The sequence below is a fragment of the Aeromonas sp. S2(2024) genome (assembly GCF_041402505.1).
Classification (GTDB): Bacteria; Pseudomonadota; Gammaproteobacteria; order Enterobacterales; family Aeromonadaceae; genus Aeromonas; species Aeromonas media.
On record NZ_JBGLRL010000005.1, the window covers coordinates 94,396 to 120,487 of the forward strand.

The following is a 26,092-nucleotide window of genomic DNA, read 5'->3' on the forward strand; positions in this document are numbered from 1 at the left end:
TATTGCGCTTGGTTCATGGACGATGGGCCCCTGGGCTGCACGCAGAAAAAGAAAGAGCCCGTCATATCAATGACGGGCTCTTGTGTTAGGTACCCCGGAGATGCCGTTGCCGGTTTGGGCCCTTGAACCGTGAGTTCAAGGCGGAGTTCTAAACTGGCCGCAGGCTTCTCGGTCGGGCCGAGCATGCGCAATAGTCAGAAGATAGAACTCCTGTTGGGTATGATTATCGGCTCGGGGACTTGAACCGGCTGACGCACACCCCAGGGAATTTTAAAACGGGTCGCGCTTAGGGCTGACGGCCCTCTTCGCTGGAATCACCATATTGACCGTGCTCGATCAAGGCCGCTTCTATGGTGCGCTGCAGCATCTTGATCCGCTTGTCCATGGTCTCAGAGTATTGGTGGTTCTTCTCTTTTTCAAGGCAGAGCTCATGACAGAAGTTGAGCGCGGCCATGATGGCAAGCTGTTCATTGCTGGAGACCTTGGAGCGTTGACGCAGCTCGATAAGCTTGTCACTCAGCTGGTCGGCGGCCTGGCGCAGGGCATCCTGTTGTCCCAAGGGACAGGATACCTTGTAGGGACGTCCCAAAATGACGATTTCTACGGCCTCTATGCTCATGCCTTCCTCAATACGGCGGGGCTGATTCCCGCTTTTATCCACGTGGACAACTGGGCGGGACTATATAGCGCAGATGCAGAAGTTTCAAGGCCTTGCTGGCTCTGGGAGGGGGAGAATGCTAGGATCTCGGCCATAATTTTTGCATATTTGCCTGAACTTTGAGCGGATCTTCGATGAGTAAAACGAACCCCCTGAAATACGCGGCCGTGGCCGACCTGATGGAGCAGCACGAGCTGATGGCGACGGCTGTCGAGGCCCATGGCGTGATCTGCGGCCTGGTGTGCGGTGGCGTGGTACTGGACGACAAGAGCTGGCTGCCTCCTTTCAACGATCTGATCAACGATGGTTTCGGCTTGCCGGCGCCGGTGCGCCAGGTGATGACCGACCTCTATCAGGGCGTCATCGAGAGCCTGATGGCACAAAAAGGGGTCGAGCTGCTGTTGCCAAGTGATGAGGCGCCGCTCGACGAGCGCATCGATGCCCTGGTGGACTGGTCCCAGGCCTTCCTTGCCGGTTTCGGTGTGGTGCAGCAGGAGCTCTCCAGGGCTTCCGAGGAGCTGCAGGAGATGATCCAGGACATCGCCAGCATCACCCAGGTCTCTGCGGAGTTCGATCAGGAGGATGACGAGAACGAAGCCTCCTTCCTGGTGCTCTACGAACACGTGCGCCTCGGGGTCATGATGGCGTTCGAGGAGTTCGGCAAGCGCCCGGATGCCCCGAGCACCCCGCCGACCCTGCACTGAATCCCGCAAGAGTGCCCGAACGGAGATAGAAAAGAGCGCCTGATGGCGCTCTTTTTCCGTGATGGTTCTGCGCGGAGGAGGGGAGTGCCGGGCGGGCTCTGGCGAGCCAACTGTCGGTGCCAAATCGGTTTTTTGCCCGTGGCCTCGCATCCCGCCCCCCGCCTTTGTGATAACATTGGCCCACGTTTTTAGCCTATGCCCTCTTCTCATGTCTCATTCTGATCCGGTTCACGTCGACGTGGCTATCGTCGGCGGTGGTATGAGCGGCGCCGTGCTGGCCCTCTCCCTCGCCGCCCTGAAAGGGCCGAGCGGTGCCCCCCTGCAGATCCTGCTGCTGGAGGCGAGCGCCCCCGAACTCAATGCCCACCCCGGCTTCGATGCCCGCGCCATCGCGCTCTCCGCCGGCACCTGCGAGGCGCTTACCCGTCACGGGCTCTGGTCCCGCTTCGCTCCTCACTGTGCCCCCATCACCCATATCCATGTCTCGGATCGGGGCCACTGTGGCCAGACCCGGCTCACTGCGGCGCAGTTTGGTCTGCCCGCCCTCGGCCAGGTGATCGAACTCTCCGCCGCCGGCATAGCGCTGCAGCAGGGGATGGACGCCACCGCGAACATCAGGCTGTGCTGTCCGGCCCAGCTCTCCACCATAGCACCGCTGGAGGAGGGGGTGACGCTGACGCTTGTCAGCGGCGAGCGCTACCAGACCCGGCTGCTGGTGGCGGCCGATGGGGGCAACTCCTTCGTGCGCCAGCACTTCAAGCTGCCGGTCAGTCGCCATGACTATGAACAGAGTGCCATCATCGCCACGGTCAAGACCGCCGAGGATCCCGCCGGTCTGGCCTTCGAGCGCTTCACCGAAGGGGGGCCGCTGGCGCTGCTGCCCATGCAGGAGGGGCTCTCCTCCCTGGTGTGGAGCGTCCCGCGGGACGAGGCGCAGGCCCTGATGGCGCTGGATGATGCCGCCTTCCTGGCCCGCCTGCAGCAGGCCTTTGGCTGGCGGCTCGGGCGCTTCGTGCGCACAGGGGCGCGCCACCTCTACCCCCTGGTGCTGACAGTGGCCGACTATCCCCTGGCCCAGCGCACCGTGCTGGTGGGCAATGCAGCACACCTGTTGCACCCCATCGCCGGCCAGGGCTTCAATCTCGGCATGCGCGACCTGGACTTGCTCACCCAGGCAGTGGCCCGGGCCCTCGCGGCCGGGGAGGACATCGGCAGTTTCGAGGTGCTGAGCGCTTACTGGCAGCGGCGCAAGGGGGATCAGGAGCAGACCATCTGGCTCACCTCCTCCCTGGCCCAGCTCTTCTCCAACGGCCATGCCCCCCTGGTGGCCGGTCGCAATCTGGCGCTCTCCCTGATGGGGCGACTGCCCTGGCTGCAGGCGCCGCTCGCCTCCCGCACTCTGGGGTTTGTCGCCGACCTGTGCCGTGAATGAGGTGTGCCGAGAAGAGGCCACACCGAACAACTTGATGAGGGGATGCCAGCGGGCGTCCCCCTGCTGATCCTGGCGATCAGCCACGAAAGGATAGAGATGATGCAGATGCAAAATGTGGATGTGGTGATCGTGGGGGGCGGTATGGTGGGCCTGGGGCTCGCCGCCGCCCTCAAGAACAGTGCGCTCACGATCGCCATCGTCGAGGGGCAGCTGCCCGACACCCAACTCGGGGAGGCACCGGACAACAGGGTCAGCGCCCTGAGCCTCGCCAGTCAGCGCATCTTGCAGGGGGTCGGCGCCTGGGACGGCATAGTGGCGCGGCGCCTGCAAGCCTACGACAGCATGGCGGTGTGGGAGCAGGACAGCTTCGGTCATATCGGCTTTGATGCCGCCAGCCTGCGCCAACCGGCGCTCGGCCACATCGTCGAGAACCGGGTCATCCAGCTGGCGCTGCTCGATGCCATCGCGGGAGCGAACAACATCAGCCTGCTCACCCCGGCCCGGGCCCAGAGCCTGCAAGTGAGCGATGCGGGCGCCCTGTTGCTGGTGGAGGATGGCCGTGCCCTCTCGGCCAAGGTAGTGGTGGCCGCCGACGGGGCCCACTCCTGGGTGCGCCGCCAGGCGGACATCCCGCTCACCAGCTGGGATTATGGCCACCACGCCCTAGTGGCGACGGTGCGCAGTGCCGAGCCCCACGAGGCGGTGGCCCGCCAGATCTTCACCCCCGAAGGCCCGCTCGCCTTCCTGCCCCTGTGGGAGCCCAACCTCTGCTCCATCGTCTGGTCGGTGCCCGCCACGCGGGCCGAGGCACTGTGCGCCCTGGATGACGAAGGCTTCAATCGCCAACTCACCACCGCCTTTGATGGACGGCTGGGGCTGTGCAAGGTGGAGGGGGCCCGCAGCGCCATTCCGCTCACCGCCCGCTACGCCCGGGACTTTGCCCGCGAGCGGCTGGTGCTGGTGGGGGACGCGGCCCACACCATACACCCGCTGGCGGGGCAGGGGGTCAATCTCGGCCTGCTGGATGCGGCGGCCCTGGCCGAACAGCTCCTCAAGAGCCAGAACGCAGGGGCGGATATCGGCCTGCTGGCCAACCTGCGCGGCTATGAGCGCTGGCGCAAGAGCGAGGCCGCCCGCATGCTGGCGGCGATGGAAGGGCTCAAGCGACTATTTGGTGGTAACCACCCCCTCAAGAAGCTGGTGCGCGGGGTGGGATTGCGGGTCGTCGATGGCCTGGCGCCGCTCAAGCAAAGCGTGATCCGGGTCGCCATGGGGCTGGACGGTGAGCTGCCTGCCCTTGCCAAGGGTGAAAAAATCTAATCTTACTCGCTAGTTTTAACAATAAAACTAATCTGACAAGGCTGAATGCCCCTCCGGGGTGTCAGCCTTTAATGTTGGCGGGAAGCGAAACGTTTTTCTGTAAATTGTGACGTAACGGTAAAAATCAACATTAAATCTCGCACATCCCGGGTTTGTACTGTTTTTATCACTGTTTTTGTCTTAGTGTCTGGTGTCAGTTTGTCGGGGCGGGATTAGTTTTTTTTGAGCGGCACACCGGCGCTCTTGTCATATAATCCGCTCCGTTCAAGGAATCACTCCTGCCCCACGGGTGGGAACGAGCACAGACCTTGCGGTTCGCCCTCCCGCTGTGCAAGGGAGCCGGAGCGGATTGCGAGCGTTGTCGCGAACGCTTAAGGAAACACAGCGATGATCCAGACTACTGTACTGCATCCCAAACACCTGGAAGCTGGCGCCAAGATGGTGGACTTCCACGGTTGGGAAATGCCCATCAACTACGGCTCCCAGCTGGAAGAGCACCACGCGGTGCGCAGCGATGCGGGCATGTTCGATGTCTCCCACATGACCATCGTCGATTTGACCGGCGAGCGAGTCAAAGCCTTCCTGCAACACCTGCTGGCCAACGACGTGGCCAAGCTCACCGTCCCCGGCAAGGCCCTCTACAGCGGCATGCTGAACCCGGAAGGCGGCGTCATCGACGACCTCATTACCTATTACCTGACCGATACCTTCTACCGCCTGGTGGTGAACTCCGCCACCCGCGAGAAGGATCTGGCCTGGATCCGCCATCACGCCATCGACTTCTCTGTGAGCGTGACCGAGCGCCCGGAGCTTGCCATGATCGCGGTGCAGGGGCCCCACGCCAAGGCCAAGGCGGCCAAGGTGTTCACCCCTGAGCAAAATGCAGCGGTCGAGGGCATGAAGCCCTTCTTCGGCGTGCAGGCCGGGGATCTCTTCATCGCCACCACTGGCTACACCGGCGAAGACGGTTATGAAATCGTGGTGCCCGAGCCCCAGGCCTGCGCCCTGTGGCAGTCCCTGCTGGACAACGGCGTGGCCCCTTGCGGCCTCGGTGCCCGTGACACCCTGCGCCTGGAAGCGGGCATGAACCTCTACGGTCAGGACATGGACGAGTCAATCTCGCCCCTGGCCGCCAACATGGCCTGGACTCTGGCCTGGGAGCCCAGCGATCGCCAGTTTATCGGTCGCGCCGCCCTGGAAGCCCAGAAGGCCGCCGGCACCCAACCCAAGCTGGTGGGTCTGGTGATGGAAGAGAAAGGGGTGCTGCGTGCCGGCATGCCGGTTACCTTCACCAGCGAGAGCGGTGAGCAGCGCGAAGGGGTGATCACCTCCGGCTCCTTCTCGCCGACTCTGGGTTGCAGCATCGCTCTGGCGCGGGTACCCCGTGACATCGGACCTGAAGCCCAGGTCGAGATCCGCAAGAAGCTGGTCACCGTGAAGGTCACCAAGCCGGCCTTCGTGCGCAACGGCCAGCCCCTGGTGTAATGATTGATTGCGGCGAAGGGGAGCCCCTTCGCCGACCCATTTTTGTTGAAGCGATCCAAGAGCATAAAGGAAGCACAAATGAGCCATATCCCGAGCGAACTGAAATATGCCACCTCCCACGAGTGGGTCCGTGTTGAAGCCAACGGCGAAGCCGTGGTCGGCATCACCGAGCACGCCCAGGATCTGCTGGGAGACATGGTGTTCGTCGACCTGCCGGAAGTGGGCAAACAAGTGAGCGCCGGCGAAGATTGCGCCGTGGCCGAGTCGGTCAAGGCCGCCTCCGACATCTACAGCCCGGTGAGCGGCGAGATCCTGGCCATCAACGAAGAGCTGGAAGGCAGCCCCGAGCTGGTCAACTCCGACCCCTACGGTGCCGGCTGGCTGTTCCGCATCAAGCTGGACGATGCGGGCGAGCTCGCCAACCTGCTGGATGCCGAAGGCTACCAGAACGTGGTGGACGAAGAGTAATGCCCCCGGGCCCTGCCAACACAGCAGGGCCCTCTTGTATGACTGCCATCCTGCGGCCATGGCGGTTGCAGGAAGGGCGCAGCCTTTGCGCCTTCGGGATGCCCTTGCCGCATTCCCCGTCTGCCTGCAGCGGACACAGAACATGAGTGGAGCCGGTATTCGCCGGCTATCAGGAACATCAGGTCTTGGTTATCAGGACTTAATACCAGGAATAGGGAAATGACCCAGTCACTGTTTGAACTCGAGCAAAAAACCGATTTCATCCGCCGTCACATCGGCCCGGGTGAGGAAGAAGTGCGGGCCCTGCTCGCCACCGTGGGGGCCGAGAGCCTGGACGATCTGATTGAGCAGACTGTCCCCGCCGCCATCCGTCGCCCGGGCCCGCTCGGCATCGGCGCCCCCATGACCGAAGTGGAAGCCCTGGCCAAGCTCAAGGGCTATGCGGCCAAGAACCAGGTCGCCAAGAGCTACATCGGCATGGGCTATCACGACACCCACGTGCCCCACGTCATCTTGCGCAACGTCTTGGAAAACCCGGGCTGGTATACCGCCTATACCCCCTATCAGCCGGAGCTGGCCCAGGGCCGCCTCGAAGCTCTGCTGAACTTCCAGCAGCTGACGTTGGATCTCACGGGCATGGATCTGGCAAGCGCCTCCCTGCTCGATGAAGCGACCGCCGCCGCCGAAGCCATGGCGCTGGCCAAGCGCATGGCCAAGTCCAAGTCCAACCTCTTCTTCGTGGCCGACGACGTTCACCCCCAGGTGATCGACGTGGTCAAGGAGCGCGCGGTGCACTTTGGTTTCGACGTGGCCGTGGGCCCCGCCTCTGACGCGGTGAGCGAAGAGGTGTTCGGTGCCATGTTCCAGTACCCGGGCACCACCGGCAACGTGACCGATCTGCGTTCCCTGATCGCTGCGGTCCAGGCCCAGAAGGGGCTGGCCTGCGTCGGGACCGACATGCTCTCCCTGCTGCTGCTCAAATCCCCGGGTGAACTGGGGGCCGACGTGGTGTTTGGCTCTGCCCAGCGCTTCGGCGTGCCCATGGGTTACGGTGGCCCCCACGCGGCCTTCTTCGCCACCCGCGATGCCTACAAGCGCTCCATGCCGGGCCGCATCATCGGCGTCTCCAAGGATACCCGTGGCAAGAATGCCCTGCGCATGGCGATGCAGACCCGCGAGCAGCACATCCGCCGCGAGAAGGCGAACTCCAACATCTGTACCGCCCAGGTGCTGCTGGCCAACATGGCGAGCTTCTACGCCGTCTACCACGGCCCGGTGGGGCTCAAGACCATCGCCTCCCGCGTCCATCGCCTGACCAGCATCCTGGCGCTCGGCCTCAAGGCCAAGGGCGTGACCCTCAAGCACGATAGCTGGTTCGACACCCTCACCGTGCTGACCGCAGGCAAATCAGCGCTGGTCGCCAAGGCCGAAGGGCTGGGCATCAACCTGCGTGCGGATCTGGACGGCGCCGTCGGTGTGTCCCTCTCCGAGACCACCACCCGCGAGGACGTGGCCGAGCTGTTTGATCTGTTCCTCGGCCAAGGCCACGGGCTCGATGTCGCGGCCCTGGATGCCAAGGCCCAGGCTCACCACGCCATCCCGCAGGATCTGCTGCGCACCGACGCCGTGCTGACCCACGAGGTGTTCAACAAGTACCACTCCGAGACCGAGATGCTGCGCTACATCCACCGTCTCGAAGCGAAAGATCTGGCCCTGAACTACGCCATGATCTCTTTGGGCTCCTGCACCATGAAGCTCAACGCCACCGCCGAGATGATCCCGGTGACCTGGCCCGAGTTCGGCAAGCTGCACCCCTTCGCCCCGCTGGCCCAGACTCAGGGTTACCAGCTGCTGCTGGCAGATCTCGAAGACTGGCTGGTGAAGGTGACAGGTTATGACGCCGTCTGCATGCAGCCGAACTCCGGCGCTCAGGGGGAATACGCGGGCCTCTTGGCCATCAAGAAGTACCACGAGTCCCGCGGCGAGGGGCATCGCGACGTCTGCCTGATCCCGGCCTCGGCCCACGGCACCAACCCGGCCTCCGCCCAGATGGCGGGCCTCAAGGTGATCGTCACCGCCTGCGACAAGTCCGGCAACGTGGATCTGGACGATCTGCGCGCCAAGGCTGCCGAGGTGGGGGAGAAGCTTAGCTGCCTGATGGTGACCTATCCCTCCACCCACGGGGTGTACGAGGAGACCATCAAGGAGGTGTGCGACATCGTTCACCAGTATGGCGGTCAGGTCTATCTGGACGGTGCCAACATGAACGCCCAGGTCGGGCTGACGGCGCCTGGCTTTATCGGTGCTGACGTCTCTCACCTCAACCTGCACAAGACCTTCGCCATTCCTCATGGCGGTGGTGGCCCGGGCATGGGGCCCATCGGCGTGAAGAAACACCTGGCGCCCTTCGTGGCCGGTCACGCCGTGGTCAAGACAGAGAAAGAGAGCCGTGACAACGGCGCCGTGTCTGCCGCGCCGTTCGGCTCGGCCAGCATACTGCCCATCAGCTGGATGTACATCGCCATGCTGGGGGACGAGGGGCTCAAGAAATCCACTCAGGTCGCCATCCTCAACGCCAACTACCTGGCCAAGAAGCTCGGCGAGTCCTTCCCCGTGCTCTACACCGGACGCAACGGCCGGGTGGCCCACGAGTGCATCCTGGACATCCGTCCGCTCAAAGAGGCCTCCGGCATCAGCGAGATGGACGTGGCCAAGCGCCTGATGGACTACGGCTTCCACGCGCCGACCATGAGCTTCCCGGTAGCGGGTACCCTGATGGTCGAGCCGACCGAATCTGAATCCAAGCGCGAGCTGGATCGCTTCGTCGAGGCCATGACCGCCATCCGCGCCGAGATTGCCCGGGTGCAGGACGGCCACTGGAGCCTGACCGACAACCCCCTGGTCAATGCACCGCACACCCAGGATGACGTGATGGACGAGCAGTGGAGCCGAGGTTACACCCGCGCTGAGGCGGCCTTCCCGTCCGACGCCGTGCGCGCCAGCAAGCTGTGGCCGTCGGTCAACCGCATCGACGACGTTTACGGGGATCGCAACCTGTTCTGCTCCTGCGTTCCGACCGAGGATTACGCCAAGTAAAGGCGTGCTTGATCACGGCCATTTAAGTTGGAAACCGTGACATTGAAGTTGGAAACCGACCATTTAAGTTGGAAACTCAAAGGCCCTGCAAATGCAGGGTCTTTTTATTTTCCACCCGGTAATCTTGTAATTAAATTACAAATTGGTTGTGTTTTGATCTTTTTCGAATTGAGCAAGATTGTGCAGTTTGACAATGAAGCACGCCAATGACGCTCAATAAATGCATTAAAGCATCATTCGAGTTGATGCAAAAACATCGTCAAACAGTATTGACGTAGCAGCGTCAGATGCGACACACTGTTGATAATGCATCATTATCGATGAAGAGATTTTTTGTGAACTTAAACCAAATTGCAACAATCAGCGCTGGACACCCCTTTCGCGGCAAGATCCCGGAGTTCGACTCCGGCAGTATGGCCGTGGTGCAGATGAGAGACGCCTCGCCAGAAGCGGGAGTTGACTGGTCTGCCTGCCTTCGCACCGAGCCTACGAGCAAGAAGGAACCTGACTGGTTGCAAACGGGCGATATCTTGGTGGCCGCCCGTGGCAGCACCAACTATGCCGTGCTGGTCGATATCCGCCATGCGCCGCTTCCTGCGGTGGCTGCCCCGCACTTCTATGTGGTTCGGCTGCAAAGTGAAGCACACAGTCCCGAATTCCTGGCTTGGCAGCTCAACCAGATACCCTGTCAGCGTTACTTCGAGCTACACGCCGAAGGCAGCATGTCCAAAAGTATTCGCCGTCAGGTGCTGGAGGAGACCCCCATCGGTATTCCGTCCCTGACAAGGCAGCAGGCCATCATGAACATGGTCAACACCCTGCGCGAAGAGCGGCGCCTGATGCAGCAACTGCAACGCAACGGCGAACAGATGATGCACGCCATCGCCGCCAGCCTTCTCGAACAACCCGACCAGCCAGCAGTCAGGCTCGCTGGCAATTCTCAAGCTTAAGGAATAACGACTCATGACCAACCCGATAAGCCAGGAAGATATCAACAAGGCCCTCTGGTCTGCCTGCGATACCTTCCGGGGCACTGTCAGCCCAGACACTTACAAGGACTTCGTCCTCACCATGCTGTTCCTCAAGTACATCTCCGATGTCTGGCAGGATCACTACGACGGCTATCAGGCCGAATACGGCGACGAGCCGGAGCTGATCGAAGAGATGCTCAAGAACGAACGCTTCGTGCTGCCGAAACAGGCCAGTTTCTACGCCCTCCATGCACGTCGCCATGAGCCGGGCAACGGCGAGCGGATCGATCAGGCGCTGCACGCCATCGAAGAGGCCAACGGCACCAAGCTTAAAGATGCGGGCAAGAGCGTGTTCCAGGACATCAGCTTCAACACCGACCGCCTCGGCGAAGAGAAGCAGAAGAACACCATACTGCGCCACCTGATGGAAGACTTTGCCAAGGATGAGCTCAACCTCAAACCCAGCCGGGTCGGCACGCTGGATGTGATCGGCAACGCCTACGAGTATCTCATCAAGAACTTCGCCGCCAGCGGCGGCCAGAAGGCGGGGGAGTTCTATACCCCGCCCGAGGTGTCCGACCTGATTGCCGAACTACTGGAGCCGCAGTTGGGCGATACCATCTGCGATCCGGCTTGTGGCTCTGGGTCACTGTTGATGAAGTGCGGTCGCAAGGTGGTGGATAACCACGGCGAGAAGCACTACGCCCTCTATGGGCAGGAGGCCATCGGTTCCACCTGGTCGCTGGCCAAGATGAACATGTTCCTGCACGGGGAAGACAACCACAAGATTGAGTGGGGCGACACCATTCGCAACCCCAAGCTGCTGGATCAACACGGCCAGCTGATGCGCTTCGATATAGTCACCGCCAACCCGCCGTTCTCGCTCGACAAGTGGGGCCATGACGAAGCCGAGCACGATAAATACGGTCGCTTCAAGCGCGGCATCCCGCCCAAGACCAAGGGGGATTACGCCTTTATCCTCCATATGATCGAGACCCTCAAACCCAAGACGGGTCGTATGGGGGTAGTGGTGCCCCACGGCGTGTTGTTTAGGGGCTCATCTGAGGGCAAGATCCGCCAGCAACTGATCGACGAAAACCTGCTCGATGCGGTGATCGGCCTGCCGGAGAAGCTGTTCTACGGCACCGGCATTCCCGCCGCCATCTTGATCTTCAAGAAAGAGAAGGTGGACGACAATGTGCTGTTTATCGATGCCAGCCGCGACTGTAAGGCAGGCAAAAACCAGAACATCCTGACGCCCGACAATATCGCCAAGATCAAAGCCACCTACCGCAATGGCGGCAATGTGGATAAATACGCCTACCTCGCCTCCTTGCAAGAGATCAAGGACAACGACTACAACCTCAATATCCCCCGCTATGTGGATACCTTCGAGGAGGAAGAGGAGATCGATCTGCTGGCGGTGCGGGCCGAGCGGGAGCAGCTTAAAGTCCAACTGGCCGAGCTGGAAACCGAGATGGCCAACTATCTGGAGGAACTCGGCTATGGTGCCTAAGGAGTGGGTCACTAAAGATCTGCGTAGCATATCGCTATTAATTACTAAAGGTTCAACGCCAACGACATATGGGCATGAGTTCGTAGAGCAGTCGGAAAACTCGATTCGATTCGTCGGTGCTTATAATTGCTCTTTCGACGGAAAATTCAAATCAGACTCAGAGAAGTGGATATCAAAAGAAGCTGATGAACTATTGAAAAGATCAAAGCTAAATGACAAAGACTGCATAATTTGTATTGTTGGGAATACTATTGGGTCCAACTTCCTTGTTTCCAAAGAGATAATTCCTGCGAATATAAATCAAAATGTGGCTATCATTCGCGCTGATGAAGGAAAAGTTAATTCAAGATATCTACATTATTGGATTATGTCTCAATATATCCAAGATCAAGTACAACAAGAAGCATCTACACAGGCACAACCTAGCCTTAGCCTCAAACAGGTTGGTGATTTTACCATCGCCTTGCCACCTCTTAATGAACAAAATAGGATTGCCAAAATACTTTCCACTTGGGATAAGGCGATCAACACTACCGAGCAACTGCTAGCCAATAGCCAGCAGCAGAAAAAGGCGCTGATGCAGCAACTACTCACCGGCAAAAAACGCCTGCTGGATAACAATGGTGTGAGGTTTAGTGGGGAGTGGAAGAAAAGCACGCTCGGAAATTTAGGTAACACATTCAATGGGCTAACTGGCAAGACTAAAGATGATTTTGGTTTTGGGAAAAAATATATTCCATATATCAATATATTTAAAAACAGCCGCATTGATTTGGAAGCGCTAGACCTAGTTGACGTGAAAGAAGGCGAATCCCAATCACTGACTCAATTTGGTGATATTTTCTTCACTACATCATCAGAAACTCCAGACGAAGTTGGCATGTCTTCTGTGTTGCTTGATCAGGCTGATGAGGTATACCTAAACTCATTTTGCTTTGGGTTCCGCCTATTTGATTTTAAGTCACTACTGCCCGAATTCGCCCGCTATCTTCTTCGAAGTGAAAATATCCGGAGTGAGATTGCAGTACTTGGTCAGGGAGCTACGCGATACAACCTATCCAAAAAGCAGTTAATGAAACTTGAACTTGTGTTGCCAAATATCAATGAACAGAAAAAGATTGCCACAATCCTTTCCACTGCCGATCAAGAAATTGCAGCCCTGCAACAAAAACTCGATGCCTTAAAGCTGGAGAAAAAGGCCCTGATGCAGCAACTGCTGACCGGTAAGCGTAGAGTTAAAATCAACTAAATAGGTGATAAGTATGAAGCTGGGATTCTTTTTTGGTGCTGGAGCAGAAATCGGATACGGTCTGCCTAGTGGTGGAAAATTTGCCATCGACCTTTTTCGTCAAGATCCAAGTCAATATAAGACCGAACTACGTGACCAGCTTCGTACATTGGATTCACGTTCACCTTATGCCAATGACTGGCTACCACAAGGATATGTTGGCAAGAGTATTTATGCTTTTGGACGTAACGAGTTTACCAGCATTATCGAGTCATCTATCGAATACAAGCGGGACGAAATAATTCGCCGTCTAAATCGTTTCGATCAAGAGTGTGATGATGCTATTTTGGCCTTGGGTATCAATAAGGCAACACTAGAACAGGTTTTTTTAGAACTGACAGGCACCACCATAGGTGAGCGTTTATACACACACGATATTCGCCTTAACGAATTATTGGCGAGAGATGTAAGATTATTTGAATCTGAGTATTACTCAGCCATGTTGGATGTGGTTCGTGCATCAGCTCACAACGATGATTTGAAAAGGTATGTTTCATCCTTTTTACAATTATTAGTCGGGGCTCATGGTCAAGCTCTTGTGCAACGTCTGAACCAAGAACTGTTTGAGGCGGCACCGGATGATTTGCCCATCTTTGATGACATTGCTGGTCTGTTCCGCTTGGAGTTCAATCGCATTGGCTCAACAGCTTTGGAACTGTTGCTGGAAGAGAACCGAAATTTCGATATTGGCGAGGAGGCGACAGCACTAACACTCTTTTGTGCAATAGCACAAAAGGTACTGGAAAACCTATTTACGACGGTACTCGACTATCAGAAGCTGATAGATGATCATTTCCGCTACCTATTTTCTCCATCCACTGAGTGGGCCAAGTTCACTCGCATGGTTATTTTCCTCAAGATTGCCCGCGATTACATTAGTGCTCAAGCGCCAGCAGCAGAAGATCTCCCGGCTCAAGGTTATTACCACGACCTGGCTACATTCGATGGAGTTCTCACATTCTCGGCCATTGGTACGGCCAACTACAACAGTCTGCTAGCCGAGGTTTTCCGTGGCATGGACATAGCACTGCCGGAAATAATTCATCTGAATGGCAGTGTGCATGACTATTACAACCCTTATAAAAATGCTGTCATTACCTGTGATAACCCAGATGATGTAGATAACAGTCAGATCCATGTTCCTTTCATCCTGACGCAAAGCGGTCTTAAACCACTCACCTCTGTGGCCATGTCACGGCGGTACGTCAGGCTCTTCGATGCTTATGCAGGATCTGATGCAATCGTTGTTGTAGGCTTCGGATTTAATAAGGACGACAGCCATATAAATGGGCTTTTCCGCGAGCTGGTCGAGAACCGAGAGCGAAAATTGATCCTTATTGCAAGGAACAGAGATGGTACAGCAGAGGAACAAAAACGGCGGCTACGCAACAAGTTGCGTATTTCCCACACATTTAGCCACTTACTAACGGTAATCCCCGTAGACGATCAAACAAGGCTGCAAGATGGTCATCTTTGGCTGGATCAAGTCTTTGCTGCTCTGCAAGAGGAATAATCGTGGCTAACACTTCTGTATCAGCGATGACCCAGTCAACACCGAAATTTCAGGAAGAGTACAGTGCTAAGATCCCGGCTCTGACCCTGCTGACCCAGCTGGGCTGGTCTTTCCTCTCCCCTGAACAGGCGCTGGCGGCACGGGATAACAAGTTCGATCAGGTGGTGCTGCGCCAACAACTGCGCAGCGTGCTGGCCGAGCGCACCTTTGTGTTTGCGGGCAAAACCTATCCGCTGTCGCCCAAGTCAGTGGATAATCTGGTGAGTGAGCTGTGCAGCCCGGCCCTGAATGAAGGGTTGCAGGCGGCCAACGAGCGGCTCTATAACCACCTGCTCTATGGCATGTCGGTCACCGAGTTTGTTGATGGCAAGAAGGTGAGCCCAACCATCCCCCTTATTGACTGGCACAACCCGCACAATAACCGCTTCACCTTCACCGAAGAGTTTCGGGTTACCCGCGCAGGCGGCATCGAGTCGCGTCGCCCGGATATCGTCTGCTTCGTCAATGGCTTGCCCTTGGTGGTGATTGAGGCCAAGCGCCCGGATGGCAACGCCAAAAAAGGACCAACCATTAAGGAGGGGATCTCCCAAAGCCTGCGTAACCAGCGCCCCGACGAGATCCCGCTGCTGTTTGCCTACAGCCAGTTACTGCTCTCCATCAATGGCATCGAAGGGCGATATGGCACCTGCGGTACGCCAGAGAAGTTCTGGGCCGCCTGGCGTGAGGAGGACATCAGTGATGGCGAGATGACGGCCATCAAGAATCAGCCGCTTTCACCTGAGCAGATTACGGCCCTGTTTGGCCACCGACCCGCCGCCGATCTGGACTGGTATCAGTCCCTGGTTGCGGCGGGCGAGCTGGCTGTCAGTGATCAGGATCGGCTGCTCATCAGCCTGCTCTCCCCGGAGCGGCTGCTGGAGATGACCCGACTGTTCACCCTGTTTGACAAGAAGGCGGGCAAGATAGTCGCCCGTTACCAGCAGGTGTTTGGCATCAAGCGGTTGATCGAGCGTATAAACCAGAAACGCCCAGATGGCGGGAGAGAAGGTGGGGTGATCTGGCACACCACTGGTTCGGGCAAGTCGTTCACCATGGTGTTCCTCAGCAAGGCGCTGATCCTGCACGACAGTTTGAAACAGTGTCGCCTGTTGGTGGTGACCGACCGGGTGGATCTGGAGAGCCAGCTCAGCAAGACCTTTGCCTCCAGCGGTGAACTCGCGGGCAAGAAAGATAAAGAAGCGGCCATGGCCACTTCGGGCAAGCGGTTGGCCGAGCAGATCGGTAAGGGCAGCGAGCGGATCATCTTCTCGCTTATTCAGAAGTTCAACTCAGCCACCAAGTTGCCTGAGTGCATCAACAAGAGCCCGGATCTCATCGTGTTGATCGATGAGGGCCACCGCAGCCAGGGGGGCGAGAACCATATCCGCATGAAGCAGGTGCTGCCCAATGCCGCCTTTGTCGCCTTTACCGGCACACCGCTGCTCAAGGATGACAAGACCACCAACAAGTTCGGTCCCATCGTCCATGCCTACACCATGCAGCGGGCGGTTGAGGACAAGACGGTGACGCCGCTGCTCTATGAGGAGCGCATCCCCGATCTGGAGGTCAACGAGCGGGCTATCGACAGCTGGTTTGAGCGTATCACCCTGGGGTTAAACGAGCAGCAGCAGGCCGATCTGAAACGCAAATTTGCCCGCAAGGGCGAGATCTACAGCGCGGAGGATCGCCTCAAGCTAATCGCATTCGACATCGCCAACCACTTTGCCACCAACATCGATGAGGGGCTTAAGGGCCAGCTGGCCTGCGATAGCAAGGCCTCGGCGGTGCTCTATAAAAAATACCTCGACGAGGCGGGGCTGTTCGAGTCGGCGGTAGTGATGAGTCCGCCCGATAGCCGTGAAGGCAACACCGAGGTCGATGAATCAACCGCACCGCTGGTTACCCAGTGGTGGAAGGAGAATGTTGGCACTCAGGATGAGCAGGTGTATTCCAAAGCGCTTATCGAACGCTTTGCTGATGAGAATGATCCCCTCAAGTTGCTGGTCGTGGTGGACAAGCTGTTGACCGGCTTCGATGAACCAAAGAACACAGTGCTCTATATCGACAAGCCACTCAAAGAGCACAACCTGATCCAGGCGATTGCACGGGTCAACCGGCTGCACCCAAAGAAGCAGTTCGGCCTGCTTATCGACTATCGCGGCATCTTATCCGAGCTGGATACCACCATCGGTAAGTATCAGGATCTCGCTTCCCGCACCCAGGGCGGCTATGACGTTGACGACCTCAAAGGCCTCTACAACCAGATGGGCACCGAGTACAAGCGGCTGCCACAGCTCTATCAGGCCCTGTGGGGTATCTTCGCCGGGGTAAAGAACAAGCAGGATATCGAGCAATTGCGCCAAGTGCTGGTGCCCAAGATGGAGGAACTGGACGGCGAACTGGTGGATGTGAACCTCAAGGTGCGCGAAGACTTCTACGAGGCGCTCACGGCGTTTGCCAGTTGCCTGAAAGTGGCGTTGCAGTCAGCTTCCTTCTTCGAGGACAGCGCCTTTAGCGAGGCGGATCGTCGCCACTACAAGGAGACTGTGAAACAGCTCTCCAGCCTGCGCCAACTGGTGCAGCAGGATGCAGGTGAGAAGATTGACTACGACGAATATGCCGAGCAGGTGAAGAAGCTGTTGGATAAGCATGTGGTCGGTGTAGAGGTCAAAGAGCCGGGTGGCTTCTATGAAGTCGGCAAGATGGGCCAAAAACAGCCAGAAGAGTGGAACGAGAACAAGACCCGTAACGAGACCGACATCATCAAGACTCGGGTCACCCGCATGATTGAGCAGGAGCTACGCGACGACCCTTACGCCCAGGAAGCCTTCTCCAAGCTGCTGCGCCAGGCCATCCTTGATGCCGAGAAGCTGTTCGAGCACCCGCTCAAGCAGTACATGCTGTTTCGTGAGTTCGAAGAGCAGGTGCATGAGCGCCGCCTGAGTGACATTCCTGACGCTTTTGCTGGGCATCGCCACGCTCAGGCCTACTTTGGGGTGTTCAAGAAGGTGCTGCCTGAGGTGTTCGCCATCACCGACAGCCAGGTACAGGAGAAGTGGATAAAGCTGGCCTTCGAGATCGATACGGTCGTGGATGCGTCGGTGGCCGAGCACTCCATCAACCCGCAGAACATCGAGGCGGGTATTCGCAAGCAGTTGCTGCCACGCATGTTCCAGGAGTGCAAAGCAATCGGCAGTGGTATGGAGCAGGCCAAGAAGATCGTCGAGATGGTGGTGCAGATCACCCGAGTCGGCTTGAGCGGAGTCTGATCAGATGAATGTGCCTATTCGGGTCAAGGGCGATGCTCAGCCCCAGGCTCCAGCTCCATCCTTTAGCTTTCGCTACGGCGATGAGCGGATCGCCTTCGAGCGGGTGCAACGGAGACAGGCTAGCGGCAAGGTGCTTATCAAGGTGCATCCCGATTGCCGCGTCGTGGTCTCGGCCCCGCGTGAGGCGGCTGATGATGCGGTTATCGCAGCGGTCAAGCAGCGCGGACGCTGGATCTACCAGCAGTTACGCGATTTTCGTGAGCAGTTGGAACACGTCACCCCGCGCCAGTACATCAGCGGTGAGAGCCACTATTACCTAGGCAAACAGTACCTGCTCAAGGTGTTCGAAGCCCCTGATTCGGTGCAGGGGGTCAAAATGCTGCGTGGCAAACTGGAGGTGTCGGTCAGGAGCCTAGTCACTGATAGCGCAAAGAGAGCCGAGAAAGTCCAGGCACTGCTCGCTGACTGGTACAAGGCTCGTGCCAGGGAGGTGTTTGCCAGACGACTCAATGCCATGCTCGAGCAGGCCATCTGGGTCACCGAGCGTCCGCCACTGCGCATCCTGACCATGCAGACCCAGTGGGGCAGTTGTTCCCCCAATGGCCGGATCACGCTCAACCCGCATTTGGTCAAAGCGTCCCGCGAGTGTATCGATTACGTGATCCTGCACGAGCTCTGCCATATTGCCGAGCACAACCACAGCGAGCACTTTTACCGGCTGATGGGTCAGGTGATGCCCGGTTGGGAAAAGACCAAAGCGAAGCTGGATGGCATGGCTAACCGCTTGTTGACGTGAGTTATCAGCTCGTCAGTCACCCACAGCCCGGCAGGCCACCCTTGCCGAGCTGAATTTTTTGGTGTGGATGCATTGATTGCTCTTCGCATGGAGCCTTTTGTAGCCAAAAACGGACATTTTTTCTGAGCGGAATCATCAATCGCTTCAGAATAATGTTCTATATCCGCCACCCTCTTATGTCAAAAAAGGAATAAAAAACATTTACTTATTATTTATAAAAATAAATATTCGTGATTATGTATGCTTATGTGATTTTTATAACTATATGTTTTTTAATATAAAAAATGAAATTTTGTTGAGTGTGGCATTTTTGCCATGATAGCGTCGATAGTTATTATTTATAAAAATAAATAAGTAAAAACAACGCCTTACGTGCACTATTGCGGTTGACGACCCCCTGCCCAGTTACTAGGTTGTATGCAGGTCAGGTAGGAGTAGTCATGCAGCAAAAAACGGTTCAGCAGCCCATCGTCACCGATGCGGAGATCGCAAAAACAGCACGGTATAACCGAGACATCAAAGCTTCGGGGTATCGCCCCTGGGTCACGGTGCGGCAGTCCCATACCTATGGTCAGGGGCAGATTGTGTATAGTCACAAAACGAGACGTGAGCATCATCTGCTGAGTCGTGGCGAGAGGGCACCATTTTTCTATTTCGAACGCGATCCAACTGTTATCGACATTCTCGAACAGTATCCGTTACCACTGCATCAAACTCTAGAAATTGCTGCCTCTCTGAACGTTGTCCATCCAGGTAATTATAAAGAACGAGGTAATCATGGTGGCCGCATCCCAGCCAAAACTATGACTCAGGATTTTGTCATTATTCGGCAAACGGAGGCAGGGAAGCATATATTGAGTCCATATAGCTTCAAATATTCTGATGCGCTGGATCCAGAAATAACATCCCCCCGTGTTGTTAATCGTACATTGGCAAAAGAGCGAATTTCCCTTGAGTATTGGCGTACTCAAAATATTGATCATGTGTTGATAACAGAGAAGAGTTTTGACGCCACCATTATTTACAATTTAGAGTTTCTACGAGAATGTTTTGATGAGGCTGAACTGATTCAGGTTTCGGCAGAATTTTATGCCAATGTTATTGTTCGGTTTAGGCACCACATGATAGCAACCCCTTTATCCACGCTGCTGATGTTAATTCATCAGGTAGCCTATGAACTTAATATTGATAAATTTCAGGTGCAGTGTTTGTTCCAGCACGCGGTTTATACCGGTCGTTTGAATATCGATTTGACACAACGAATCGAGTTATACCGTCCTCTGCCAGTAATACGGAGGTCTAATGCGGGTTAACCAAAAGATCGTGTCTGATACCAAAAATAGTTCCGAGTTGCTGATCATTGATATTTGCTGGGATACAATGCGGCTAGCTGTAACTGAATTGCTACTCGTTTCACCGAAACGGCCATTTACCTTGTCGCTTGACGAAGTTGAAAATGATATTTCTCAAGGGCGTAGACATATAGCAGATCATGATTTTCCAAAAATCATCTATGAAGCAGATAATAACTTAAATCCAAACTGGATAAAAAAACGTGATGAAGGACTTGCTGCGCTTGAACCCCTAATAAGCGCTCACGAACTGAGGCATCGTTATCTATATGGTGACTCAAGCGGGATTTTGAAACTACTCATTGATCGTTCAGGAAAAAGTAAAAAGTATGTCACTGGTCAGTTGAATCGCTACTTCCGATGTGGTGGAATGCCCAATGCGCTATTACCTAATTATTTCGCATGTGGCAAAAATCACCAGTTGCCCACTACATACTTGGAGCTTGAAAAGGGGAAAGTTTGTCTTGCATCAAAACGAGGGCGCGAAACGCTTTATGGTAAATCTTACCGTGGTATTACCCAACAAGACATTAAGAATATAGTATTATTCTCCAAGAAAATCCGCTCAGGGACAGAAGTCCAGCTTTCTAGGTTGTATTTGGATTTTTGTATGGAGTATGCCTCGGCAGAGTTGCGCCCCATGGGAGCCCCGGACGAGGATATTGCTGAACCATTCAAAATGTTACTATCCAGAAATTATCTTATTTCTCCCAAATCATTCAAGCGCCAGCTTACTAAATATGTTGATCAGTTGACGTTTTTGAAAAAGCGGGTGGGCAGTATAAATTATTCTCGAGATTTCGCCGGCAAACCTGGGCTCGCCAGAGCGGGGCTACGAGGGCCGGCATCGCGCTACGAAATTGATAGTACTATTGCAGATATATATATTCGATATTCCTACAGCAAAGATGAACTAGTCAGTATAGGACGACCTGTAATCTATAGTGTTGTCGATAGTTTCAGTGGAATGATTGTGGGGCTTCATGTTGGTTTTGATAGTCCTTGTTGGCACGGTGCCAGTCAGGCATTGTTTAATGCTATGAGTAATAAGGTCGAATTTTGTAGACAGTATGGCTATGAAATAGATGAGTCTGATTGGCCCTGCCAAGAAGTTTGTCGTGAATTAACGTTAGACCGAGGTTCAGAGAATACTGATAGCAATATAACCTCCCTCCTTCGTGGTCAAATTGGTATCACTGTAGGAAATTTTAATGCATATCATCGTGGTGATATGAAAGGCACGGTTGAGAAGAGTTTTGATATTATTCAGTCTCTAGCGATCCCCTTTGACTCTGGCAAGGTTGTAAAATCTCCAAAAAAAGAAGACCAACATGCGTCCCGTAATTCTTTGTATACCTATGAACAGTTTATGGTTCGACTGATAAAATGTATCATATTTACCAATAATAATAGGGAGCGAGTCCTATCTCATAATTTTGAGATGTCGCGAGATGGTGTGCTTTTTACATCTCGCAGTGTTTGGGATTGGGGGCTGGAGCAGGCGATTCTGAAACCAAGAGTGTCAACAGATCGCCTGCGATATGCATTGTTGCCGGAAGCAGAGGCAACAGTTAGGTCTCAGGGAGTGTACTTCAAAGGCCTATATTATAATTGTAATGAAATCGTGCGTAGGGGCTATCTGGACCGAGCCAAAAATATTGGTCGTTTCAAAATAAAGGTTCGATACACCGATATCAGTACCAATCATATCTGGTATGGGGATGACGAAAGTGGAGAGCTCCTCCAACTGGATTTGACTGATCGTAGCGAAGCCTATAAAAACCAAATTTGGGCAAATGTCATGCGTCGCCAAGAGATTGTCAAAGAACAACTGGCTATTCTGGATGAAAGTAGATTTGATGCCCGTGCATTATTGGAAATGGATTTAAAGCAATGTGATGATGCTATTAGAGCAGAAAGTCGCCACCTTAAAAAATCCAACGCTAAAGGCATTCAGCCAGGGATGAAAACCCTCAAGCATGTTGAGGCTGTACAGCAGCGATATAATGAAATGCAAGCCATTTATGCCGATCTGTCTGGGGCCGACAACCGGGAGCAAGCCCATCGGCCCGCACCACAGCAATCCAAACAAAATTTGAATGATCCGACAGTAATATCCTTTCAGGAAGACGAACAATGAGCCAGCCAAATTATTATATGCATCCTAATCGACAGTATCGAGACAACCCATTCATTGAGGCGCTGGGTCAGCCGTTAACAATGCAACAGTTTTATGCAGTCAGCGAGTTTCCTTTTATTAACAATGTTGATTTGACTGGTGTTGATGCATCGCTTCATGGCTATTATATCCGCACTCAGATCGATCAGTTGAACGATGTTTATGCCGTTCAAGACGAGGCATTTCGATTATATGATGTCATGCGACGCATGATTGAAGCGGGATATGATAAACGCAATCCTCTGCGAACTGATATACGGCGAATACTGACGGCTATCGATAGAGATAAGACCAATCCCAATCAGGTTGCATATTTATCAGGGTTGGATCTCTATTCTGTGTTGCAGAGTTATTTGTTGGTTGGGCTGAGTGGTCGTGGAAAATCATTCATGGTAAGACGCATCCTGAAACTATTTGATCAAGTTATTGAACATCTCAATTATACCGACCACAAAGGGCAGGAACATACGCTTGATCAATCTCAGGTAACGTACCTGTATGTAGAAATTCACGAGCGTCGTGGTCAAAAAGCGCTGCTGTTAAATATGCTGGAGGCGCTGGATGAGGTGACCGGACAGGCATACACTTATGAACACCGTAATAGGTCTGTCAATGAGTTAATTACCATAGTGCGCAAACTCCTTATCGGTCATAGTGTTGGGTTGGTGGTCGTTGATGAGGCCCAAAATTTAGCCAAATCCTCCCGTAATGAAGTTTTAAGTATCAATGAAAAAACGTCGATAAAATTCGTCGAGGAATTGTTCAACCGAGTCGGTGTGCCGATCATGCTGGTAGGAACATTTGCAACGCTAGCATTATTTGAGCGTGAAACAACTATCGGTCGGCGAGTGACCAAAAATGGATCTATGTTATTGGCGAGTTGCGATTCTAATAGCTCATTTTGGAACCGCTTTATCCGCCTGCTATGCCAGACTCAATTACTAAAAAATCAATCAACATCGGTAGATATATTGTGTAGGCATATTCATTATCTGAGTGCGGGCATTCCGGCAATTGCCAGTAGCCTGGTTAGGGCCACGCTCGCCTATCTCACGTTCCTGGCACCTCAGGATCAAGATCTTTCGATAGCCGCGCTGGACTTAGTTTTTAATCGTGAATTTAGAGTGTTGACCCCGGCGTTAACTGCACTGAGAAAAGGTGATTACCACAAATTTGAGGATTTTGAGCCGATGCTGATGCTGGAGTCGGTGGCGAGTCATTCTGATGTCATGACACAGATAGCTCCGCCGCCCGCCATGAACCTGATTCAAGGGGAAGTCGAGCTGAGCGACAAACCCGTATCATCGCAGATTGAGGTACAGAAACGTAAAAAACTGGATCAGTTATCGCCGTCAGTATTGTTAGGACAACTCGGCTACAACCTAGATAAGGCGCAGCCGAAATGATCCTCCATCGTTTAGAGTTGCTGCCGGGCGAACATCTGGGAGCCGTGGCTGGTCGAATGCATGTGCTGAGCATCCATGGGACGTTCACCGCTACGGTAAAAGCGCTGGGTCTGGGTAGTCCACCTATTCGCCCCCAACGATTATCTCATGCCGATGACATGGCCCTCGATGCCATTTTTCGGGCGAAGGGGATAGCGCAGCCCTGGCAGACACATGGCTACGGCCATTATCTTACCCCGTTTTTAAGCCTGCCTGAGCAGGGTATGTTGATGTCTGCGTTGACGGGCCACACGCCGCTCCGGTTGAGGGTGACCGGTCAGAACAATGTACAGCATCGATACTGGCGTTGGTGTACAGACTGTATTGCCGAGGATCAGGATACTCAGGGCATGCCCTATTACCACCGCGACCATCAATTGCCAGGGGTGTTTCATTGCCATCGGCATCAACGTGGCCTATCCGGACGCTGTGTTGGCTGTGGTTTTGTAGCCATGGTGTTGTCGGCGCTGCCCATTCCTCCCTATGACAACCTCTGCCCGCACTGCGGCCACTGGATGGGGGGATACGATGGTCATTTTACCGAGCGGATGCGTGAAATCGAGTTGGCATCGCTGGCATTGGCCCAGTCGGGTTGCAGCCTCACTCTGTCAACGCTCACAGGTTATGTGAGAGAGGCTATGGGGATCTCGGGCGAGGCGATGCGCACGGTCAAGAGCATCAAAGCGATCAATGCGTGGTTTCAGCAGATGGACGCGCAGTGTGATCCCCTGGCGCTCACTGCGTATTTCACCAATTCAGAGGGGGACGGTCAGGGATGGCAATTACCTCCTCAGCTGCGTAATGCACGGGGCTACCATGAGCAGTCAGCCCGAGATCCGTTGCACCCCTTGGTCCACCTTCTCATGTTGCAGCATGCAGGCGTCGATCTGATGGGGCTCCTGAGGTCTGAGGGCTGACCTTGTGTTGGGCTCGGTAATCCCGGCGTACATCCCTGGTGAGTCGGCCTACAGTTGGGTCTCGCAGTATTTCGTGCAGTCGGCCTACAGTGACCGCAACCGCGTCTGTGACCGTTTGTTCCATCATCCGGCCATTCGTCTGCATCCGTCATTACCTGGTCATATTGAGGCAACGGCCCAGGCAGCGGGAGTGGATCCACAATACCTGCTGCACCATGGCACGGGTTTCCCGCTTTATGCCCTTACGTTGAGAGACAAGCTGCAAGTCGACACCCTGGCATCTGCGATGTTGGGTGAAGGGCAGGGGCTGATGGCCCTGTCAGGACAAGCGGCCAGCAAGCTGGCTTTTGGCGGTGTCTGCCTTAAATGGTGTCCCGCCTGCTTGCGAGAGGATGAACAGGACGTAGGATGTGGATATTGGCATACGGCGCATCAACTGTACGGGGTCACGGCCTGTACCAAGCATGCGCTGCGATTGCAAACTCTGGCGGCCAGTGCAGGAGGCATTGATCGGCAACTGCTTCTACCGGATCCCGAGATACCCTGTGAACCATCGCGTCCATATGAACAGGAAATAAACCTTTCTACATATATCACCGCTCTGCATCGGTATCTGTGCGTCCAGTCGCCAACGGAGTCGCTAGCGGAGCTGTACCAGCGATGGCTCGGGCAACAGGGCTATCTGACGGCCCGAGGCCATCTGCGTAGCCAGCCCCTGTTGCAGGCCATGACGGAGTTCTGGCAGGGGTTGTTTGCCGATATAACGCCAATAGTGCCGCCGGGGCTGGCCAACTATCGATACGTCTCGGGGCTGGTGCACGGTGACCGCAGTCACCACTACCTGAAACATGTGATGCTGATGGCGTTTGTCAGTCGCAGCCCAGCGGAGTTCTTCTCCATCGAGGTGCAGCAGGTGTTGCCTGTGCCGCCAGCGCGTGACGCGCAAGCCGTCGAGCGAGCAGTGCTAAGGTGGTTGGCAGAGCCGCTCTCCATGCGTCAGGTCGCCCGCCAGACCGGTTACAGTGTCGGTTATATCAAGCAACTCGCGTTGCGACACAACCACCCCGTCGAACACCGAGCCCAGCGCATCACTGCGGCGGTGGCGCGGGGAATATGGCGGCAGGCGTTCATGGGGGTAAGCCGACAGCAGATCGCCCATTGCCATGGCGTCTCAGTCGGTGCGGTCGAAGCCATCATTCAGAGCCATCAGGGGTTGTCTGATTGGCGGCGGCATCTGGGCAGCGTGCGTAAGCTGCGTGAGCACCGAGATACATTGACGACATACCTGGCACAGCATGTCGATGCCAGTCGCGGTGGCATCGAACAGGCGTGCCGAACGGCATTCAGCTGGCTCTATCGGCATGATCGCTCCTGGCTGTATCAGCAGTTGCCCGCTCCCAAACAGTCTGTCTACCACCCCTCCGTGGATTGGGCACAACGTGACCGGGCACTGGTGGCCCAACTCGAACAGTTGGACGGGGAGGCAAGGTCACTGTCCGCGCTGGAGAGAGCGCTTGGCAGACCGGATTGGCTCAGGAAATACAAAGCTAGATTACCGCTCAGCTATGCGCTGGCTGTGCGACTTGTCGCTGCTTACGCAGCCCAGCATCCCAAACCCTGATGGCCACCGGTGATATCGGCACG

The 26,092-nt window shown here is 55.3% G+C and carries 18 protein-coding genes and 1 other RNA gene; 17 read left to right on the forward strand and 2 right to left on the reverse strand.

The window, feature by feature from the left end; all coding sequences use genetic code 11:
• Positions 1 to 87 precede the first annotated feature (87 nt).
• Positions 88 to 270: non-coding RNA, 6S RNA (ssrS, locus tag ACB039_RS07410), on the reverse strand.
• Positions 271 to 286: 16 nt separating this feature from the next.
• Entirely contained in the window at positions 287 to 619 is a 333-nt protein-coding gene (gene zapA, locus ACB039_RS07415) for a cell division protein ZapA (protein WP_041205956.1), read from the reverse strand.
• A 173-nt stretch (positions 620 to 792) separates the two neighbouring features.
• On the opposite strand from zapA, the gene ACB039_RS07420 reads away from it, so the two are divergent.
• The 17 genes from ACB039_RS07420 to ACB039_RS07500 all read left to right on the forward strand — a co-directional run bounded on the left by ACB039_RS07420 (position 793) and on the right by ACB039_RS07500 (position 26,069).
• On the forward strand, positions 793 to 1,362 hold the full coding sequence (locus ACB039_RS07420) for a UPF0149 family protein (protein ID WP_005329276.1): 570 nt from the start codon (positions 793 to 795) through the stop codon (positions 1,360 to 1,362).
• A 208-nt stretch (positions 1,363 to 1,570) separates the two neighbouring features.
• Positions 1,571 to 2,794, forward strand: coding sequence for a 2-octaprenyl-6-methoxyphenyl hydroxylase (gene ubiH, locus ACB039_RS07425; protein WP_371165406.1), 1,224 nt, complete (start codon positions 1,571 to 1,573; stop codon positions 2,792 to 2,794).
• Between the two features lie 99 nt (positions 2,795 to 2,893).
• Positions 2,894 to 4,114 carry an FAD-dependent 2-octaprenylphenol hydroxylase gene (locus ACB039_RS07430; protein WP_371165407.1) on the forward strand — a complete coding sequence of 407 codons (1,221 nt, stop codon included), beginning with the start codon at positions 2,894 to 2,896 and terminating at the stop codon, positions 4,112 to 4,114.
• A 387-nt stretch (positions 4,115 to 4,501) separates the two neighbouring features.
• Positions 4,502 to 5,599, forward strand: coding sequence for a glycine cleavage system aminomethyltransferase GcvT (gene gcvT, locus ACB039_RS07435; protein ID WP_371165408.1), 1,098 nt, complete (start codon positions 4,502 to 4,504; stop codon positions 5,597 to 5,599).
• A 78-nt stretch (positions 5,600 to 5,677) separates the two neighbouring features.
• Entirely contained in the window at positions 5,678 to 6,067 is a 390-nt protein-coding gene (gene gcvH, locus ACB039_RS07440) for a glycine cleavage system protein GcvH (RefSeq protein ID WP_005329287.1), read from the forward strand.
• 219 nt (positions 6,068 to 6,286) lie between these two features.
• Positions 6,287 to 9,163: an aminomethyl-transferring glycine dehydrogenase gene (gcvP, locus tag ACB039_RS07445; RefSeq protein WP_371165409.1), complete on the forward strand. Its 2,877-nt coding sequence runs from the start codon at positions 6,287 to 6,289 to the stop codon at positions 9,161 to 9,163.
• Positions 9,164 to 9,498: 335 nt separating this feature from the next.
• Positions 9,499 to 10,113: a restriction endonuclease subunit S gene (locus ACB039_RS07450; protein WP_371165410.1), complete on the forward strand. Its 615-nt coding sequence runs from the start codon at positions 9,499 to 9,501 to the stop codon at positions 10,111 to 10,113.
• 13 nt (positions 10,114 to 10,126) lie between these two features.
• Complete coding sequence (locus ACB039_RS07455; RefSeq protein WP_371165411.1) at positions 10,127 to 11,650, forward strand: type I restriction-modification system subunit M; 1,524 nt, start codon at positions 10,127 to 10,129, stop codon at positions 11,648 to 11,650.
• Complete coding sequence (locus tag ACB039_RS07460) at positions 11,640 to 12,899, forward strand: restriction endonuclease subunit S (protein ID WP_371165412.1); 1,260 nt, start codon at positions 11,640 to 11,642, stop codon at positions 12,897 to 12,899. The genes ACB039_RS07455 and ACB039_RS07460 overlap by 11 nt, the downstream gene beginning before the upstream one ends.
• A 13-nt stretch (positions 12,900 to 12,912) precedes the next feature.
• Positions 12,913 to 14,451, forward strand: coding sequence for a hypothetical protein (locus tag ACB039_RS07465; protein WP_371165413.1), 1,539 nt, complete (start codon positions 12,913 to 12,915; stop codon positions 14,449 to 14,451).
• Positions 14,452 to 14,453: 2 nt separating this feature from the next.
• The gene (locus tag ACB039_RS07470) at positions 14,454 to 17,759 is read left to right on the forward strand and encodes a type I restriction endonuclease subunit R (RefSeq protein ID WP_371165414.1); all 3,306 of its coding nucleotides are present in this window, start codon (positions 14,454 to 14,456) and stop codon (positions 17,757 to 17,759) included.
• A gap of 4 nt (positions 17,760 to 17,763) precedes the next feature.
• Positions 17,764 to 18,555 (forward strand): M48 family metallopeptidase, encoded by a 792-nt coding sequence (locus ACB039_RS07475; RefSeq protein WP_041999433.1) that lies wholly within the window; start codon positions 17,764 to 17,766, stop codon positions 18,553 to 18,555.
• Between the two features lie 440 nt (positions 18,556 to 18,995).
• A complete protein-coding gene (locus ACB039_RS07480) occupies positions 18,996 to 19,868 on the forward strand; it encodes a TnsA endonuclease N-terminal domain-containing protein (RefSeq protein ID WP_041999436.1) in 873 nt (290 codons plus the stop codon).
• A gap of 10 nt (positions 19,869 to 19,878) precedes the next feature.
• Positions 19,879 to 22,047, forward strand: a complete 2,169-nt coding sequence (locus tag ACB039_RS07485; protein WP_371165415.1) for a transposase — start codon at positions 19,879 to 19,881, stop codon at positions 22,045 to 22,047.
• The gene (locus ACB039_RS07490; protein ID WP_041999445.1) at positions 22,044 to 23,492 is read left to right on the forward strand and encodes an ATP-binding protein; all 1,449 of its coding nucleotides are present in this window, start codon (positions 22,044 to 22,046) and stop codon (positions 23,490 to 23,492) included. The genes ACB039_RS07485 and ACB039_RS07490 overlap by 4 nt, the downstream gene beginning before the upstream one ends.
• Complete coding sequence (locus ACB039_RS07495; RefSeq protein ID WP_024946122.1) at positions 23,489 to 24,448, forward strand: TniQ family protein; 960 nt, start codon at positions 23,489 to 23,491, stop codon at positions 24,446 to 24,448. Before ACB039_RS07490 ends, ACB039_RS07495 begins: the two co-directional genes overlap by 4 nt.
• 4 nt (positions 24,449 to 24,452) lie before the next feature.
• Positions 24,453 to 26,069: a TnsD family Tn7-like transposition protein gene (locus ACB039_RS07500; RefSeq protein WP_324042550.1), complete on the forward strand. Its 1,617-nt coding sequence runs from the start codon at positions 24,453 to 24,455 to the stop codon at positions 26,067 to 26,069.
• Positions 26,070 to 26,092: the final 23 nt, after the last annotated feature.